Raw genomic sequence first — 13,966 nt, 5'->3', positions numbered from 1 at the left:
GGGCGACCGGGGGCCTTGCGCCGGGGCGTCACGCCGGGCGGCGGACCTCCACCACCCGGAAGCGGTTGGCGACGAAGGCGCCGTCGCACAGCGCGGCGTTCGCGGCCGGGTTGCCGCCCGAGCCGTGGAAGTCGGAGAAGGCGGCGGTCTGGTTGACGTACACGCCGCCCGTCAGGTTCAGCGACAGCTGCGCCGACTCCTCCAGGCAGACCTCCTCGACGGCGCGCTCCACGTCCGGCGAGGTCGTGTACGCGCCGACGGTCATCGCGCCCTTCTCACGGACCGTGCGCCGCAGCAGCTCCAGCGCGTCGGCGGTGGAGTCCACGGCCACGGCGAAGGACACGGGGCCGAAGCACTCCGCCATGTACGCGGCCTCGTCGTCCGGCTTGGCGCCGTCCAGCTTCACCATCAGCGGCGTGCGCACCACGGCGTCCGGGAAGTCAGGGTTGGCGACCTCGCGGGACGCCAGGGCCACCTCGCCCAGTCCGGCCGCGGCCTCCAGGCGGGCCTTCACGTCCGCGTTGACCAGGGCGCCCAGCAGGCCGTTCGCCCGGGCGTCGTCGCCGAGCAGGCCGTCCACGGCGGCGGCCAGATCGCTCACCACCTCGTCGTACGACCTGTGGCCGGCGTCCGTGGCGATGCCGTCGCGGGGGATCAGCAGGTTCTGCGGGGTGGTGCACATCTGGCCGCTGTAGAGGGACAGCGAGAAGGCGAGGTTCGCCAGCATGCCCTTGTAGTCGTCCGTCGAGTCCACGACGACCGTGTTGACGCCGGCCTTCTCCGTGTAGACCTGGGCCTGCCGGGCGTGGGTCTCCAGCCAGTCGCCGAACTCGGTGGAGCCCGTGTAGTCGATGATCCGGACCTCGGGGCGCACGGCCAGCGACTTGGCGATGCCCTCGCCGGGGCGCTCGGCGGCCAGTGCCACCAGGTTCGGGTCGAAGCCCGCCTCGGCCAGCACCTCCCGCGCGATCCGGACGGTCAGGGCGAGCGGCAGGACCGCGCGCGGGTGGGGCTTGACCAGGACGGCGTTGCCCGTGGCCAGGGAGGCGAACAGGCCCGGGTAGCCGTTCCACGTCGGGAAGGTGTTGCAGCCGATCATCAGGGCGATGCCGCGGCCGACCGGGGTGAACGTCTTGCGCAGCTCCAGCGGGTCCCGCTTGCCCTGGGGCTTGGACCACTCGGCGTCCCGCGGCGTGCGCGTCTGCTCCGCGTACGCGTACGCCACCGCCTCCAGGCCCCGGTCCTGCGCGTGGGGGCCGCCCGCCTGGAAGGCCATCATGAACGCCTGTCCGCTGGTGTGCATCACCGCGTGGGCGAACTCGTGCGTACGGGCGCTGACGCGGGCCAGGACCTCCAGGCAGACCAGCGCGCGCGTCTCCGCGCCCGCCTCGCGCCAGGCGCCCATCGCGGCACGCATCGCCGGCAGGAGCACGTCCATGTCCGCGTGCGGGTACTCGACGCCGAGCGCCGGGCCGTACGGGGAGACCTCGCCGCCCGTCCAGCCGTCCGTGCCGGGCTGGTCCAGCTCGAAGCGTGAGCCCAGGACCGCCTGGTGGGCCGCCAGGCCCTCGGCGGCGCTCAGCGAGCCGTTCTCCCCGTACGCCTTCGGGTGCTCCGGGTGCGGCGACCAGTAGGCGCGCGTACGGATCGCCTCCAGCGCCTGGTCGAGCGTGGGCCGGTGCCTCTCGGACAGGTGGGCGGGGGTCAGCTGCGCGGCGGCCATGGCGGACCAACTCCTCGGTGAGCTGGGCAGGGACAGGCGGACAGAGCTAGAGTAACCGAACGATCGGTCGGGACAAGGGGGTCTCTCGAACCTGTGGAAAACGCATCGGGGAGGATCACTGACATGACCGACACAGGCGCCACCACACGGGCGGCCGGGGCCGCCGTCGCACCCGACCGGACCGTCGCCGTCGTCGGGGCGGGGACCATGGGCCAGGGGATCGCGCAGGTCGCGCTGGTCGCCGGCCATCCCGTACGCCTCTACGACGCCGCACCCGGCCGAGCCGAGCAGGCCGCGCGGGCCGTCGCCGGTCGGCTGGACCGGCTGGTCGCCAAGGGCCGGATGGCCCCCGAGGAGCGGGACGCCGCCGCCGCGCGCCTCCACCCGGCCGCGGGCCTGGACGAGCTGGCCGACGCCGCCCTCGTCGTGGAGGCGGTCGTGGAGCGCCTCGACGTCAAGCAGGAGCTGTTCAAGGCCCTGGAGAAGGTGGTGGGCGACGACTGCCTCCTGGCCACCAACACCTCCTCGCTCTCCGTCACCGCGATCGGCGGGGCGCTGCGCCTGCCCGGCCGCTTCGTGGGCATGCACTTCTTCAACCCGGCGCCGCTGCTGCCGCTCGTCGAGGTCGTCAGCGGCTTCGCCACGGACACCGCCTGCGCCACGCGCGCGTACGAGACGGCCCGCGCCTGGGGCAAGACCCCCGTGGCCTGCGCCGACACCCCCGGCTTCATCGTCAACCGCCTCGCCCGCCCCTTCTACGCCGAGGCGTTCGCGGTGTACGAGGAGCGGGCCGCGGACCCGGCCACCATCGACGCCGTGCTGCGCGAGTCCGGCGGCTTCCGCATGGGCGCGTTCGAGCTGACCGACCTCATCGGCCAGGACGTCAACGAGGCCGTCACCACCTCGGTGTGGGAGGCGTTCTTCCAGGACCCCCGGTTCCGCCCCTCGCTCGCCCAGCGGCGCCTGGTCGAGGCGGGGATGCTCGGCCGCAAGACCGGGCGGGGCTGGTACGCGTACGACGACCAGGGCGTCCAGCGACCCGAGCCGCACACGGCGGAGCCGGCCGACCCGCCCGCGTACGTCGTGGTCGAGGGGGACCTCGCGCCCTTCGGTGAGCTGCTCGACATGATCCGCGCGTCCGGTGTGCCCCTCCGGCAGCAGGAGGAGGACGGCGGCACGCGCCTGGAGCTGCCGAGCGGCGGCCAGCTCGCCCCGGCCGACGGCCAGACCTCCGTCGAGTTCAGCGACGTCGTCTACTTCGACCTCGCCCTCGACTACCGCGAGGCGACCCGCATCGCCCTGGCCGCCGGGCCCGACACGTCCCCGGAGACGCTCGCCCAGGCGACCGGCCTGTTCCAGGCGCTCGGCAAGAAGGTCAGCGTCATCGGCGACGTGCCCGGCATGATCGTCGCGCGGACCGTGGCGCGCCTCGTCGACCTCGCGCGCGAGGCGGTCGCCAAGGGCGTCGCCTCCGAGGAGGACGTGGACACCGCGATGCGGCTCGGCGTCAACTACCCGCTGGGGCCGATCGAGTGGGGCCGCAGGCTCGGCCGGGGCTGGGCGTACGAGGTCCTGGAGGAGATGCACCGGCGCGACCCCTCCGGCCGGTACGCGCCGTCCCTCGCGCTGTACCGCCACTCCTACGCCGAGGACGGGGCCGGTGCGCCGGACGCGGCCGGCGGAGCGCCCGACACCGCCGACCCGGCGGGCACCGCGGGCGAGCGGCGGGAGGACGGGCGATGACCACCGCCAGGCGTGACACGTACACGCCGGAGACGCTGCTCTCCGTCGCCGTCCGGGTCTTCAACGAGCGCGGCTACGACGGCACGTCCATGGAGCACCTCTCCAAGGCCGCCGGGATCTCCAAGTCCTCGATCTACCACCACGTGGCGGGCAAGGAGGAGCTGCTGCGGCGGGCCGTGAGCCGGGCCCTGGACGGGCTGTTCGCCGTCCTGGACGAGCCGCCCGCCGGGCGGGGCAGGGCGGTCGAGCGCGTCGAGTACGTCACGCGCCGCACGGTCGAGGTGCTGGTGGACGAACTGCCGTACGTGACGCTGCTGCTGAGGGTGCGCGGCAACACCCGGACGGAGCGGTGGGCGCTGGAGCGGCGCCGCGAGTTCGACCACCGGGTCGCCGAGCTGATGAAGGCCGCGGCGGCCGACGGGGACCTGCGCTCCGACGTGGACATAAAGATCGCCACCAGGCTGCTGTTCGGCATGGTCAACTCGCTGGTCGAGTGGTACCGGCCGCAGCCCGGCGACGACGCCGGCCGCCGGCAGGTGGCGGACACGGTGGTACGCCTGGCCTTCGACGGACTCCGCACCGGCCACTGACGCCCCGCCCGGGGCCGTCCCGGGCCGGCCCCCTCCGTCGGTCCGGCTTCTCCCACCCGGATGCCCCGGCTCCTTGCGCCGGGGTGCCCAGGCTCTTCCCGCCGGGCCGCCCCGGCCGCCCCGGCCGCCCCCGGTGCGGCCGCCTCCCGTGTGGCCGGGGCCGGCCCCGTGCCGGCCGTTCCCTCCCCGGCCGCCTGCCGCGCCCGCTGCCGCCGGTCCGGCGCCCGGCCCCGACCCTGGCCCTGGCCCCGTCCTCCCCCGTCGCGTGGAGCCCGCCCCGGTGTGCCCGGCGCGGCCCGCACCGCGGGCGCCTCACACCTCGTCCACCGCCGGCGGGCGGTTGAGGTCGGTCTCCTCGAACACCAGCAGCGTGCGCGTGGACAGCACCTCCGGGATCGCCTGGAGCCTGGTCAGCACCAGCTCCCGCAGCGTGCGGTTGTCCGGGGTGTGCACCAGCAGCAGTACGTCGAAGTCCCCGCTGACCAGGGCGATGTGCGCCGCCCCCGGCAGCGCCCGCAGCTGCTCGCGCACCGTGCGCCAGGAATTCTGGACGATCTTCAGCGTGATGTACGCGGACGCCCCCTGCCCCGCCCGCTCGTGGTTCACGCGGGCGCTGAAGCCGCGGATCACCCCGTCGTCGATGAGCCGGTTGATCCGTGCGTACGCGTTCGCGCGCGACACGTGGACCCGCTCGGCGACCGACCGTATGGACGCCCGGCCATCCGTCTGGAGGATCCGCAGGATGTCGCGGTCGATGGCGTCGAGCGGGCGCGGCGGCGCGGCGCGGTCGCCGTCCGGCGGCACCTGTTCCCCGCCGTCGGCCATTTGTTCAGCTCCCATGTCCCCCCGCCTCTCTCTCGTGGACGACCTGCCCCTATCCCAGGCTGTGCAAAACCGTTTGTCCACAGGCTCGGGGCGCCTGTAGCCAAATTGGCTCCACGACCGAACAATCGGTAGGTGAGGCGCGCCACATTCGCGCCGCCCCTCGGGTCTTGTGCCCACTCCCACGAGGAGGTGCTGTCATGACGGTCCAAGAGCTGCCCGGCGCGGCCTCTTACCGACCCGTTCCGCCGCCGGCGTGGAAGCCGCGTACGGACCCCGCGCCGCTGCTCCCGGACCCCGAGCCGTACCGGGTGCTGGGCACGGAGGCGGCGGGCGGCTTCGCCCCCGACGTGCTGCGCCGGCTCTACGCCGAGCTGGTGCGCGGCCGCCGGTACAACACGCAGGCGACGGCGCTGACCAAGCAGGGCCGGCTCGCCGTGTACCCGTCCAGCACGGGCCAGGAGGCCTGCGAGGTGGCGGCGGCACTCGTCCTGGAGGAGCGGGACTGGCTGTTCCCGTCGTACCGGGACACGCTGGCGGCCGTGGCGCGCGGACTCGACCCCGTCGAGGCGCTGACCCTGCTGCGGGGCGACTGGCACACCGGGTACGACCCGCGCGAGCACCGTATCGCCCCCCTGTCCACCCCGCTCGCCACACAGCTCCCGCACGCCGTGGGCCTGGCCCACGCGGCGCGCCTGCGGGGCGACGACGTCGTGGCGCTGGCGATGATCGGCGACGGCGGCACCAGCGAGGGCGACTTCCACGAGGCGCTGAACTTCGCCGCCGTGTGGCAGGCGCCCGTCGTCTTCCTCGTGCAGAACAACGGATTCGCGATCTCCGTGCCGCTCGCGAAGCAGACCGCGGCCCCCTCGCTCGCCCACAAGGCCGTCGGTTACGGCATGCCCGGCCGGCTGGTCGACGGCAACGACGCCGCGGCCGTGCACCAGGTGCTCTCCGAGGCGGTGGCCCGCGCCCGGCGCGGCGGCGGCCCCACCCTCGTCGAGGCGGTCACGTACCGGATCGACGCCCACACCAACGCCGACGACGCGACCCGCTACCGGGTGGACGACGAGGTCGAGGCGTGGCGGCGGCACGACCCGGTGAAGCTTCTGGAGCGCGAGCTGACGGAGCGTGGGCTCATCGACGAGGACGGGATCCGGGAGGCGGCCGACCAGGCCGAGGACATGGCGGCGCGGCTGCGTGAGCGGATGAACGCCGACGCCGTACTCGACCCGATGGACCTGTTCACCCACGTCTACGCGGAGCAGACCGCGCAGCTGCGGGAGCAGGCCGCGCAGCTGCGGGCCGAACTGGACGCCGAAGCGGAAGGCGACGACCGATGACCACCGTGGCGACCAGGGCGGCGGCCAGGACGGCGGCCAAGCCCGCCACCATGGCGCAGGCCCTCAACCGGGCCATGCGCGACGCGATGGCCGAGGACCCCACCGTCCACGTGATGGGGGAGGACGTGGGCACGCTCGGCGGCGTCTTCCGCGTCACCGACGGCCTGGCCAAGGAGTTCGGCGAGGACCGCTGCACGGACACCCCGCTCGCCGAGGCGGGCATCCTCGGCACGGCCGTCGGCATGGCGATGTACGGGCTGCGGCCGGTCGTCGAGATGCAGTTCGACGCCTTCGCCTACCCGGCGTTCGAGCAGCTCGTCAGCCATGTCTCCCGGATGCGCAACCGCACGCGGGGCGCCATGCCGATGCCGCTGGTCGTCCGCGTGCCGTACGGCGGCGGCATCGGCGGCGTCGAGCACCACAGCGACTCGTCCGAGGTCTACTACATGGCGACCCCGGGGCTCCACGTCGTCACCCCGGCGACGGTCGAGGACGCCTACGGGCTGCTGCGCGCCGCCATCGCCTCCGACGACCCGGTCGTCTTCCTGGAGCCCAAGCGGCTGTACTGGTCGAAGTCCGACTGGTCGCCGGAGAACCCGGCGGCGGTGGAGCCGATCGGCCGCGCCGTGGTGCGCCGCGGCGGACGCAGCGCCACGCTGATCTCCTACGGCCCGTCCGTGCCGGTCTGCCTGGAAGCCGCCGAGGCGGCCCGCGCCGAGGGCTGGGACCTGGAGGTCGTCGACCTGCGCTCGCTGGTGCCGTTCGACGACGAGACGGTCTGCGCGTCGGTGCGGCGCACGGGCCGCGCGGTCGTGGTCCACGAGGCCACCGGCTTCGCCGGGCCCGGTGCGGAGATCGCCGCGCGGGTCACCGAGCGGTGCTTCCACCACCTGGAGGCGCCGGTGCTGCGGGTGACCGGGTTCGACATCCCGTACCCGCCGCCCATGCTGGAGCGGCACCACCTGCCGGGAGTCGACCGGATCCTCGACGCGGTCGCCCGGCTCCAGTGGGAGGCGCAGAGCTGATGGCCCGGGTGCTGGAGTTCAAGCTGCCGGACCTCGGTGAGGGGCTCACCGAGGCCGAGATCGTGCGCTGGCTCGTGTCGGTCGGCGACGTCGTCGCCATCGACCAGCCCGTGGTGGAGGTCGAGACCGCCAAGGCGATGGTGGAGGTGCCCTGCCCCTACGGCGGCGTCGTCACCGCCCGCTTCGGCGAGGAGGGCGAGGAGCTGCCCGTCGGCGCCCCGCTGCTGACCGTCGCCGTCGGTGCCGAGGAGGAGGCGCCCGCCGCCTCCGGTGGCGCCGGGGCTGCGGCCGGACCCGCCGCGGGCGGCTCCTCCGAGCCCGCCGACGAGGGCTCCGGGAACGTGCTGGTCGGCTACGGCACGAGTACGTCCACGGCGCGCAGGCGGCGCGTCCGCCCGGCGGCGCCGAGCGCCCCCGCCGCGCCGCGGGCCGCCGCGCCGGCCGCGCCCGCGGCGCCGACGGCCGCGCGGGCGCCCGCCGCACCGGTGGAAGGACCGGTGCCGGTGATCTCGCCGCTCGTGCGGAAGCTCGCGCGGGAGCGCGGGATCGACCTGCGGCAGGTGCGCGGATCCGGCCCCGACGGGCTGATCCTGCGGGTGGACGTCGAGCACGCCTCGACGGCGCAGGCCCCGGCGGAGACGGCCCCGGCCCCCGCCGTACCGGCCGCCGCGCCGGCGGGCGCCGCCGTGGAGCGGGTGCCGCTGCGCGGGGTGCGCGGTGCGGTCGCCGACAAGCTGACCCGCAGCCGCCGGGAGATCCCGGACGCCACGTGCTGGGTCGACGCCGACGCGACGGAGCTCATGGCGGCCCGCGCCGCGATGAACGCCGCCGGAGGTCCGAAGATCTCCGTCCTGGCGCTGTTCGCCCGGATCTGCACCGCGGCGCTCGCCCGCTATCCGGAGCTGAACTCCCGCGTGGACCTGGAGGCCCGCGAGATCGTCCGGTTGCCCGAGGTGCACCTGGGCTTCGCCGCCCAGACCGACCGCGGGCTCGTCGTGCCGGTCGTCCGCGACGCGCACGGCCGCTCCGCCGAGGACCTCACGGCCGAGTTCGCCCGCCTCACCGAGGTGGCCCGCGCCGGGGCGCTGACCCCGGCGGACCTGACGGGCGGCACGTTCACGCTGAACAACTACGGCGTGTTCGGCGTCGACGGCTCCACGCCGATCATCAACCACCCCGAGGCGGCGATGCTCGGTGTCGGCCGGATCATCCCCAAGCCGTGGGTGCACGGCGGGGAGCTGGCGGTCCGCCAGGTCGTCCAGCTCTCCCTGACGTTCGACCACCGGGTGTGCGACGGCGGTACGGCGGGCGGGTTCCTGCGGTACGTCGCCGACTGCGTCGAGCAGCCCGCCGTGCTGCTGCGCACCCTGTAGCCGGGGCCCCGGCCCCACTCCCCGGGGCCGGGCCTCTTCCGGGCGCGAAGCGCCGCCGTCGTGTCGGAAGGCAGCGGCGCCGTCGCGTCGGAAGGCGGTGCCGAGTCACGCCGGGATCCGGCGCCCCGTCCCTTGGGAGGCAGGGCCGCCGTCCGGCCGGCGACGGCGGCGACCATACTGGGCGCGTGACCCGATTCGACGCCGTCGTGCTCGCAGGGGGCGCCGCGAGGCGCCTCGGCGGTGCGGACAAGCCCGGACTGAGCGTCGGCGGGCGGACCCTGCTCGACAGGGTGCTGCACGCCTGCCGCGATGCCGGACGCGCCGTGGTCGTCGGCGGCCGGCGGCCGACCGCCCGGCCCGTCGTCTGGGCGCGGGAGGAACCGCCCGGAGGCGGCCCCGTCGCCGCGCTGGACGCCGGGGTGCGGCACGTCGAGGCCGACACGGTCGTCGTCCTCGGCGGCGACCTGCCGTTCCTGGACCGCGCCGCCGTGCGCCGGCTCGTCGACACGCTCGGCTCGTCGTCCGCCGAGGCGGCGCTGGCCGTCGACGCGGACGGCCGCGAGCAGCCGCTCGTCGCCGCGTACCGCACGGAGCCGCTGCGCCGCGAGATCGCCCTCCTGGCCGCCGAGCACGGCCCGCTCTCCGGGTTGCCCCTGCGTCTGCTGACGCGGGAACTGGACCTCGCCCGGGTCCACGCCCAGCCGCTCGCCTCCTTCGACTGCGACACCTGGGACGACCTCGCCGCGGCCCGGGCCCGCATCAGGGAGCATGGGACCGTGCTGGACGAATGGATCACCGCTGTGAAGGCCGAACTGGGCATCGAACTCGACGTCGACACGTCGCTGCTGCTCGACCTCGCCCGCGACGCCGCGCACGGCGTCGCCCGCCCCGCCGCGCCGCTCACCACGTTCCTCGTGGGATACGCGGCGGCCAAGGCGGAGGGCGACGGCCCGCAGGCCGTGGCCGAGGCGAGCCGCAAGGCGGCGGCGCTCGCCGACCGCTGGGCGCGCGAGGCCGGGCCGGAATGACCGAGCAGGACGTCGACGGAGTCGACGAAGCCCTCGCCCTGGTCGGCCCGCCCCCGGCCGGCCGCGCCGCGTCCCACCCGCCCGGGCACCGCGACACGCCCTGGGAGCGGGCGCGCGCCACGGCGGCACGGGCGGGCCGCGCCACCGCCGCCCGTACCCGCCGCGTGGCGCTCGGCCAGGCGGTCGGACAGGTCCTCGCCGAGCCGCTGACCGCCCTCACCGACCTGCCGCCGTTCGACACCTCCGCCATGGACGGCTGGGCCGTCGCCGGACCGGGCCCCTGGGAGATCCGCGCCGGGGACTCCGTCCTCGCCGGCCACGCCGAACTGCCCGCCCTGCCGGACGGCGTCGCCGTGCGCATCGCGACCGGCGCCCGCGTGCCCGCCGAGACGACCGCCGTCATCCGCTCCGAGCACGCCCGTGCGGAACCGGGCCGCGCGGGACGCCCCGGTGCGGATCAGGGCGGCGGCCATCTGCACGCCCGGCGCGAGGTCGTCCCCGGGCAGGACATCCGCCCGCGCGGTCAGGAGTGCCGCACCGGCGACGAGCTCGTGCCCGCCGGCACCGCGGTCACCCCGGCCGTCCTCGGCCTCGCCGCCGCGGCCGGGTACGACGAGCTCACCGTCGTCGAGCCGCCCCGCGTCGAGGTACTCGTCCTCGGCGACGAACTCCTCACCTCCGGAGTCCCGCACGACGGCCTCATCCGCGACGCGCTCGGCCCGATGCTCGGCCCCTGGCTGCGCGCCCTCGGTGCCGAGGTCACCGCCGTCCGGCGCATGGGCGACGACGCCGAGGCGCTGCGCCGGGCCGTCACCGGCAGCGGAGCCGACCTCGTCGTCACGACCGGGGGCACCGCCGCGGGGCCCGTCGACCATGTGCACCCGGTGCTGCGCGCGGCGGGCGCCGACCTCCTCGTGGACGGCGTACGGGTCCGGCCCGGACACCCCATGCTGCTGGCCCGCCTCACCGCCTCCCGCCACCTCGTCGGGCTGCCCGGCAACCCGCTCGCGGCCGTGTCGGGCCTCCTCACCCTCGCCGAACCGCTGCTGCGCGGTCTCGCCGGGCGCCGCGCCCCCGAGCCGTACCGCGCCCCGCTGCGCGACGCCGTGCAGGGCCACCCCGACGACACCCGCCTCGTGCCGGTCGTCCACCGGGCCGGGCGGGTCGTCCCCCTGCACTTCGCCGGCCCCGCCATGCTGCGCGGGCTCGCCGCCGCCGACGGGCTCGCCGTCGTGCCGCCCGGCGGCGCGCGGCCCGGCGACGAGGTCGAGGTCCTCGACCTGCCGTGGACGGCCTTCGCCGCGGCGCCGCCGGCCCTGGCGCCCCGGCCCTCGGACACCCCGGCCTCGACCGCGCGGCCGACGCCCGCCCAGGGGCGGTGTTTCACGTGAAACCCCGCGGCCGCGCGGTCCGAGAGCAGGCGATAGAGGACCACCTGGGCACCGGCCGGGTCAGCCTGCCCCGGCCCACCGTCGAGCACCCGCTCCGCCAGGTCGGCAAAAGGCTCCTCCTCGCCCTGCTCGTCCTGCTCACCACCGTGGTGATCGTCGTGATCGACCGCGAGGGGTACAAGGACGGGGTCGACGGAGACGTCAGCGTGCTCGACGCCCTCTACTACGCGACCGTCACGCTCTCCACGACCGGCTACGGCGACATCGTCCCGGCCAGCGACAGCGCGCGCCTGGTCAACGTGCTGGTCGTGACCCCGCTGCGCGTGCTGTTCCTGATCATCCTGGTCGGCACCACCCTCGAGGTGCTCGCCGAGCGCACCCGCGAGGAGTGGCGCCAGAAGCGTTGGAGGTTGGCCTTGCGCGACCACACCGTCGTCGTCGGCTTCGGCACGAAGGGGCGCTCCGCACTGGAGACCCTGATGGCCACGGGCCTGAAGAAGCAGCAGGTCGTGGTGGTCGACCCGAGCAACAAGGTGATCGAGATGGTCAACGCGGAGGGTCTGACCGGCGTCGTCGGCGACGGCACCCGCAGCGACGTGCTGCTGCGCGCCGAGGCGCAGCGGGCCCGCCAGATCATCGTCGCCACCCAGCGCGACGACACCGCCGTCCTCGTCACCCTCACCGCCCGCCAGCTCAACCGCGGCGTCAAGATCATCGCCGCGGTCCGCGAGGAGGAGAACGCACCGCTGCTGCGCCAGTCCGGCGCCGACGCCGTCATCACCAGCGCCAGCGCCGCCGGACGGCTCCTCGGCCTGTCCGTGCTCAGTCCCAGCGCCGGCACGGTGCTGGAGGACCTGATCCACCAGGGCACCGGCCTGGACCTCGTGGAGCGGCCGGTCACCAAGGCCGAGGCGGGCCGCAGTGTCCGGGACACCGACGACCTGGTGGTGAGCGTGCTGCGCGGCCACCGGCTGATCGGCTACGACGACCCCGAGGCCAGCCCCCTCCAGCTCACCGACCGGGTCATCACCATCAAGCGGTCGCCCGGCCCCAACGGTGCCGGGAACGCGCTGAAGCCGCACCGCAACGGCACCGCGCCGGGCTTCCCGGCGGAGTAGCCTCGCCGCCATGCGTGCGATCACGATTCCCGAACCCGGTGGTCCCGAGGCGCTCGTCTGGTCCGAGGTGCCCGATCCCGTACCCGGCGAGGGGGAGGTGCTCGTCGACGTGGCGGCGGGCGCCGTCAACCGCGCCGACCTGCTCCAGCGGCGCGGCTTCTACGACCCGCCGCCGGGCGCCTCCCCGTACCCGGGCCTCGAGTGCTCCGGCCGGATCTCCGCACTCGGCCCCGACGTCTCCGGCTGGGCCGTCGGCGACGAGGTGTGCGCCCTGCTCTCCGGCGGCGGCTACGCCGAGAAGGCCGCCGTCCCCGCCGGGCAGCTGCTGCCCGTCCCGAAGGGTCTCGACGTGGTGACCGCCGCCGCGCTGCCCGAGGTCACCGCCACCGTCTGGTCCAACGTCTTCATGGTGGCCCATCTGCGGCCGGGCGAGACCCTGCTGGTCCACGGCGGCGCCAGCGGCATCGGCACCATGGCGATCCAGCTCGGCAAGGCGGTCGGCGCGCGGGTCGCGGTGACCGCGGGCGGCCCGGAGAAGCTGGAGCGCTGCGCCGCACTCGGCGCGGACATCCTGGTCGACTACCGCACCCAGGACTTCGTGGAGGAGGTGCGCCGGGCCACGGACGGGGCGGGCGCGGACGTCATCCTCGACATCATGGGCGCCAAGTACCTGGAGCGGAACGTCCGGGCCCTCGCGGTGAACGGACGCCTCGCCGTCATCGGCCTGCAGGGCGGCGTCAAGGCCGAGCTGAACCTCGGCGCGCTGCTCGCCAAGCGGGCCGCCGTGACGGCGACCTCGCTGCGCCAGCGCCCGCCGGAGGAGAAGGCCGCCATCGTCGCCGCCGTACGGCAGCACGTCTGGCCGCTGATCGAGGCGGGCACGGTCCGCCCCGTCGTGCACCGCACGCTCCCCATGGAGCGGGCCGCGGAGGCACACCAGGTGCTGGAGGACAGCACCCACGTCGGCAAGGTGCTGCTCACCACGGGCGCGGCTGCCGGCGCGTGACGGCGCAGGACGGCCCGGCACACCGCGTGTGCCGGGCCGTCGTCGGCCGTTCGTCGGGGCGGAACGGTGTACGGGCCGGGGGGTGCGGGGCCCGGCCGGGGGGTCACAGGTACGGGCCGCCCGTCCTGCCGCGGGCCCGCCCCTGCTCCTCGTCGTCCTGCAGGGCCATGCCCGGAGGCAGGGCCCGGCGCATCTGCTCCAGCTGGGCGCGGGCCGCCATCTGCTGGGCGAACAGCGCGGTCTGGATGCCGTGGAAGAGGCCCTCCAGCCATCCGACCAGCTGGGCCTGGGCGATCCGCAGCTCCGCCTCGGACGGGATGGCCTCGTCGGTGAACGGGAGCGAGAGCCGCTCCAGCTCCTCGATCAGCTCCGGGGCCAGCCCCTCCTCCAGCTCCTTCACCGAACTGTGGTGGATCTTCTTCAGCCGGACACGGCTCGCCTCGTCGAGAGGTGCCGCGCGCACCTCCTCCAGCAGCTGCTTGATCATGCTGCCGATCCGCATGACCTTGGCGGGCTGCTCGACCATCTCCGTCACCGGGGTCTCACGCGACTCGTCGTCACCGTCGCCGCCACCGCCGCCGAGCGCCATCCCGTCCTGCCCGACGATGAGGACCTGCGGGGTCTCCTGCGACCGTTCATTCCTCGGCATCTCCATGCGGTCATTGTCTCGTACGGACGTGCAGGAGAAGGGGTGTGCCCCCGCTTCCGTTCCCGGTGGCCGACGGGGCGCCGGAAACGGGTGTGCCCCGCGCGCGGTGGAGCACTGCGCGCGGGGCACGATCGCCGGTGCGGCCGGTGCGGCCG

Annotated in this window: 12 protein-coding genes; 9 read left to right on the top strand and 3 right to left on the bottom strand. The window is 75.2% G+C overall.

Annotation, left to right across the window (positions count from 1 at the left end; genetic code table 11):
• Positions 1 to 28: 28 nt before the first annotated feature.
• Positions 29 to 1,723 carry a phenylacetic acid degradation protein PaaN gene (gene paaN / locus CP974_RS14615; RefSeq protein ID WP_031131847.1) on the bottom strand — a complete coding sequence of 565 codons (1,695 nt, stop codon included), beginning with the start codon at positions 1,721 to 1,723 and terminating at the stop codon, positions 29 to 31.
• A 123-nt stretch (positions 1,724 to 1,846) separates the two neighbouring features.
• On the opposite strand from paaN, the gene CP974_RS14610 reads away from it, so the two are divergent.
• Together CP974_RS14610 and CP974_RS14605 are read left to right on the top strand one after the other, a co-directional pair.
• On the top strand, positions 1,847 to 3,466 hold the full coding sequence (locus CP974_RS14610) for a 3-hydroxyacyl-CoA dehydrogenase (protein WP_085921215.1): 1,620 nt from the start codon (positions 1,847 to 1,849) through the stop codon (positions 3,464 to 3,466).
• Positions 3,463 to 4,056, top strand: coding sequence for a TetR/AcrR family transcriptional regulator (locus CP974_RS14605; RefSeq protein WP_031131844.1), 594 nt, complete (start codon positions 3,463 to 3,465; stop codon positions 4,054 to 4,056). The genes CP974_RS14610 and CP974_RS14605 overlap by 4 nt, the downstream gene beginning before the upstream one ends.
• A 312-nt stretch (positions 4,057 to 4,368) precedes the next feature.
• Here CP974_RS14605 and CP974_RS14600 read toward each other — a convergent pair whose 3' ends face one another.
• A complete protein-coding gene (locus CP974_RS14600) occupies positions 4,369 to 4,896 on the bottom strand; it encodes an Lrp/AsnC family transcriptional regulator (RefSeq protein ID WP_373276698.1) in 528 nt (175 codons plus the stop codon).
• A 182-nt stretch (positions 4,897 to 5,078) separates the two neighbouring features.
• Here CP974_RS14600 and pdhA point away from each other — a divergent pair, with 182 nt between their 5' ends.
• The 7 genes from pdhA to CP974_RS14565 all read left to right on the top strand — a co-directional run bounded on the left by pdhA (position 5,079) and on the right by CP974_RS14565 (position 13,162).
• Positions 5,079 to 6,221, top strand: coding sequence for a pyruvate dehydrogenase (acetyl-transferring) E1 component subunit alpha (pdhA, locus tag CP974_RS14595; protein ID WP_031131840.1), 1,143 nt, complete (start codon positions 5,079 to 5,081; stop codon positions 6,219 to 6,221).
• A complete protein-coding gene (locus CP974_RS14590) occupies positions 6,218 to 7,246 on the top strand; it encodes an alpha-ketoacid dehydrogenase subunit beta (protein WP_031131838.1) in 1,029 nt (342 codons plus the stop codon). Before pdhA ends, CP974_RS14590 begins: the two co-directional genes overlap by 4 nt.
• Positions 7,246 to 8,619: a dihydrolipoamide acetyltransferase family protein gene (locus CP974_RS14585; RefSeq protein WP_085921214.1), complete on the top strand. Its 1,374-nt coding sequence runs from the start codon at positions 7,246 to 7,248 to the stop codon at positions 8,617 to 8,619. The genes CP974_RS14590 and CP974_RS14585 overlap by 1 nt, the downstream gene beginning before the upstream one ends.
• A 185-nt stretch (positions 8,620 to 8,804) precedes the next feature.
• Positions 8,805 to 9,647: an NTP transferase domain-containing protein gene (locus CP974_RS14580; protein ID WP_031133893.1), complete on the top strand. Its 843-nt coding sequence runs from the start codon at positions 8,805 to 8,807 to the stop codon at positions 9,645 to 9,647.
• Complete coding sequence (locus tag CP974_RS14575; protein ID WP_085921213.1) at positions 9,644 to 11,038, top strand: molybdopterin molybdotransferase MoeA; 1,395 nt, start codon at positions 9,644 to 9,646, stop codon at positions 11,036 to 11,038. The genes CP974_RS14580 and CP974_RS14575 overlap by 4 nt, the downstream gene beginning before the upstream one ends.
• Positions 11,035 to 12,156, top strand: coding sequence for a potassium channel family protein (locus CP974_RS14570; RefSeq protein ID WP_051839703.1), 1,122 nt, complete (start codon positions 11,035 to 11,037; stop codon positions 12,154 to 12,156). The genes CP974_RS14575 and CP974_RS14570 overlap by 4 nt, the downstream gene beginning before the upstream one ends.
• Before the next feature lie 10 nt (positions 12,157 to 12,166).
• The gene (locus CP974_RS14565; protein WP_031133899.1) at positions 12,167 to 13,162 is read left to right on the top strand and encodes an NAD(P)H-quinone oxidoreductase; all 996 of its coding nucleotides are present in this window, start codon (positions 12,167 to 12,169) and stop codon (positions 13,160 to 13,162) included.
• A gap of 103 nt (positions 13,163 to 13,265) precedes the next feature.
• On the opposite strand, the gene CP974_RS14560 is transcribed toward CP974_RS14565, so the two are convergent.
• Entirely contained in the window at positions 13,266 to 13,817 is a 552-nt protein-coding gene (locus CP974_RS14560) for a bacterial proteasome activator family protein (RefSeq protein ID WP_031133901.1), read from the bottom strand.
• Positions 13,818 to 13,966 lie beyond the last annotated feature (149 nt).

This window comes from Streptomyces fradiae ATCC 10745 = DSM 40063 (genome assembly GCF_008704425.1).
GTDB lineage: Bacteria > Actinomycetota > Actinomycetes > Streptomycetales > Streptomycetaceae > Streptomyces > Streptomyces fradiae.
The sequence above is the reverse complement of the archived record's forward strand: the minus strand, read 5'-3'. Positions and strand labels throughout refer to the sequence as shown.

Bases quoted from the DNA above. Each gene is read 5' to 3' on its own strand.
- CP974_RS14575 (WP_085921213.1), top strand. From the start codon at position 9,644: ATGACCGAGCAGGACGTCGACGGAGTCGACGAAGCCCTCGCCCTGGTC.
- CP974_RS14560 (WP_031133901.1), bottom strand. From the start codon at position 13,817: ATGGAGATGCCGAGGAATGAACGGTCGCAGGAGACCCCGCAGGTCCTC.
- paaN (WP_031131847.1), bottom strand. From the start codon at position 1,723: ATGGCCGCCGCGCAGCTGACCCCCGCCCACCTGTCCGAGAGGCACCGG.
- CP974_RS14590 (WP_031131838.1), top strand. From the start codon at position 6,218: ATGACCACCGTGGCGACCAGGGCGGCGGCCAGGACGGCGGCCAAGCCC.
- CP974_RS14585 (WP_085921214.1), top strand. From the start codon at position 7,246: ATGGCCCGGGTGCTGGAGTTCAAGCTGCCGGACCTCGGTGAGGGGCTC.
- CP974_RS14600 (WP_373276698.1), bottom strand. From the start codon at position 4,896: ATGGGAGCTGAACAAATGGCCGACGGCGGGGAACAGGTGCCGCCGGAC.
- CP974_RS14605 (WP_031131844.1), top strand. From the start codon at position 3,463: ATGACCACCGCCAGGCGTGACACGTACACGCCGGAGACGCTGCTCTCC.
- pdhA (WP_031131840.1), top strand. From the start codon at position 5,079: ATGACGGTCCAAGAGCTGCCCGGCGCGGCCTCTTACCGACCCGTTCCG.
- CP974_RS14565 (WP_031133899.1), top strand. From the start codon at position 12,167: ATGCGTGCGATCACGATTCCCGAACCCGGTGGTCCCGAGGCGCTCGTC.
- CP974_RS14610 (WP_085921215.1), top strand. From the start codon at position 1,847: ATGACCGACACAGGCGCCACCACACGGGCGGCCGGGGCCGCCGTCGCA.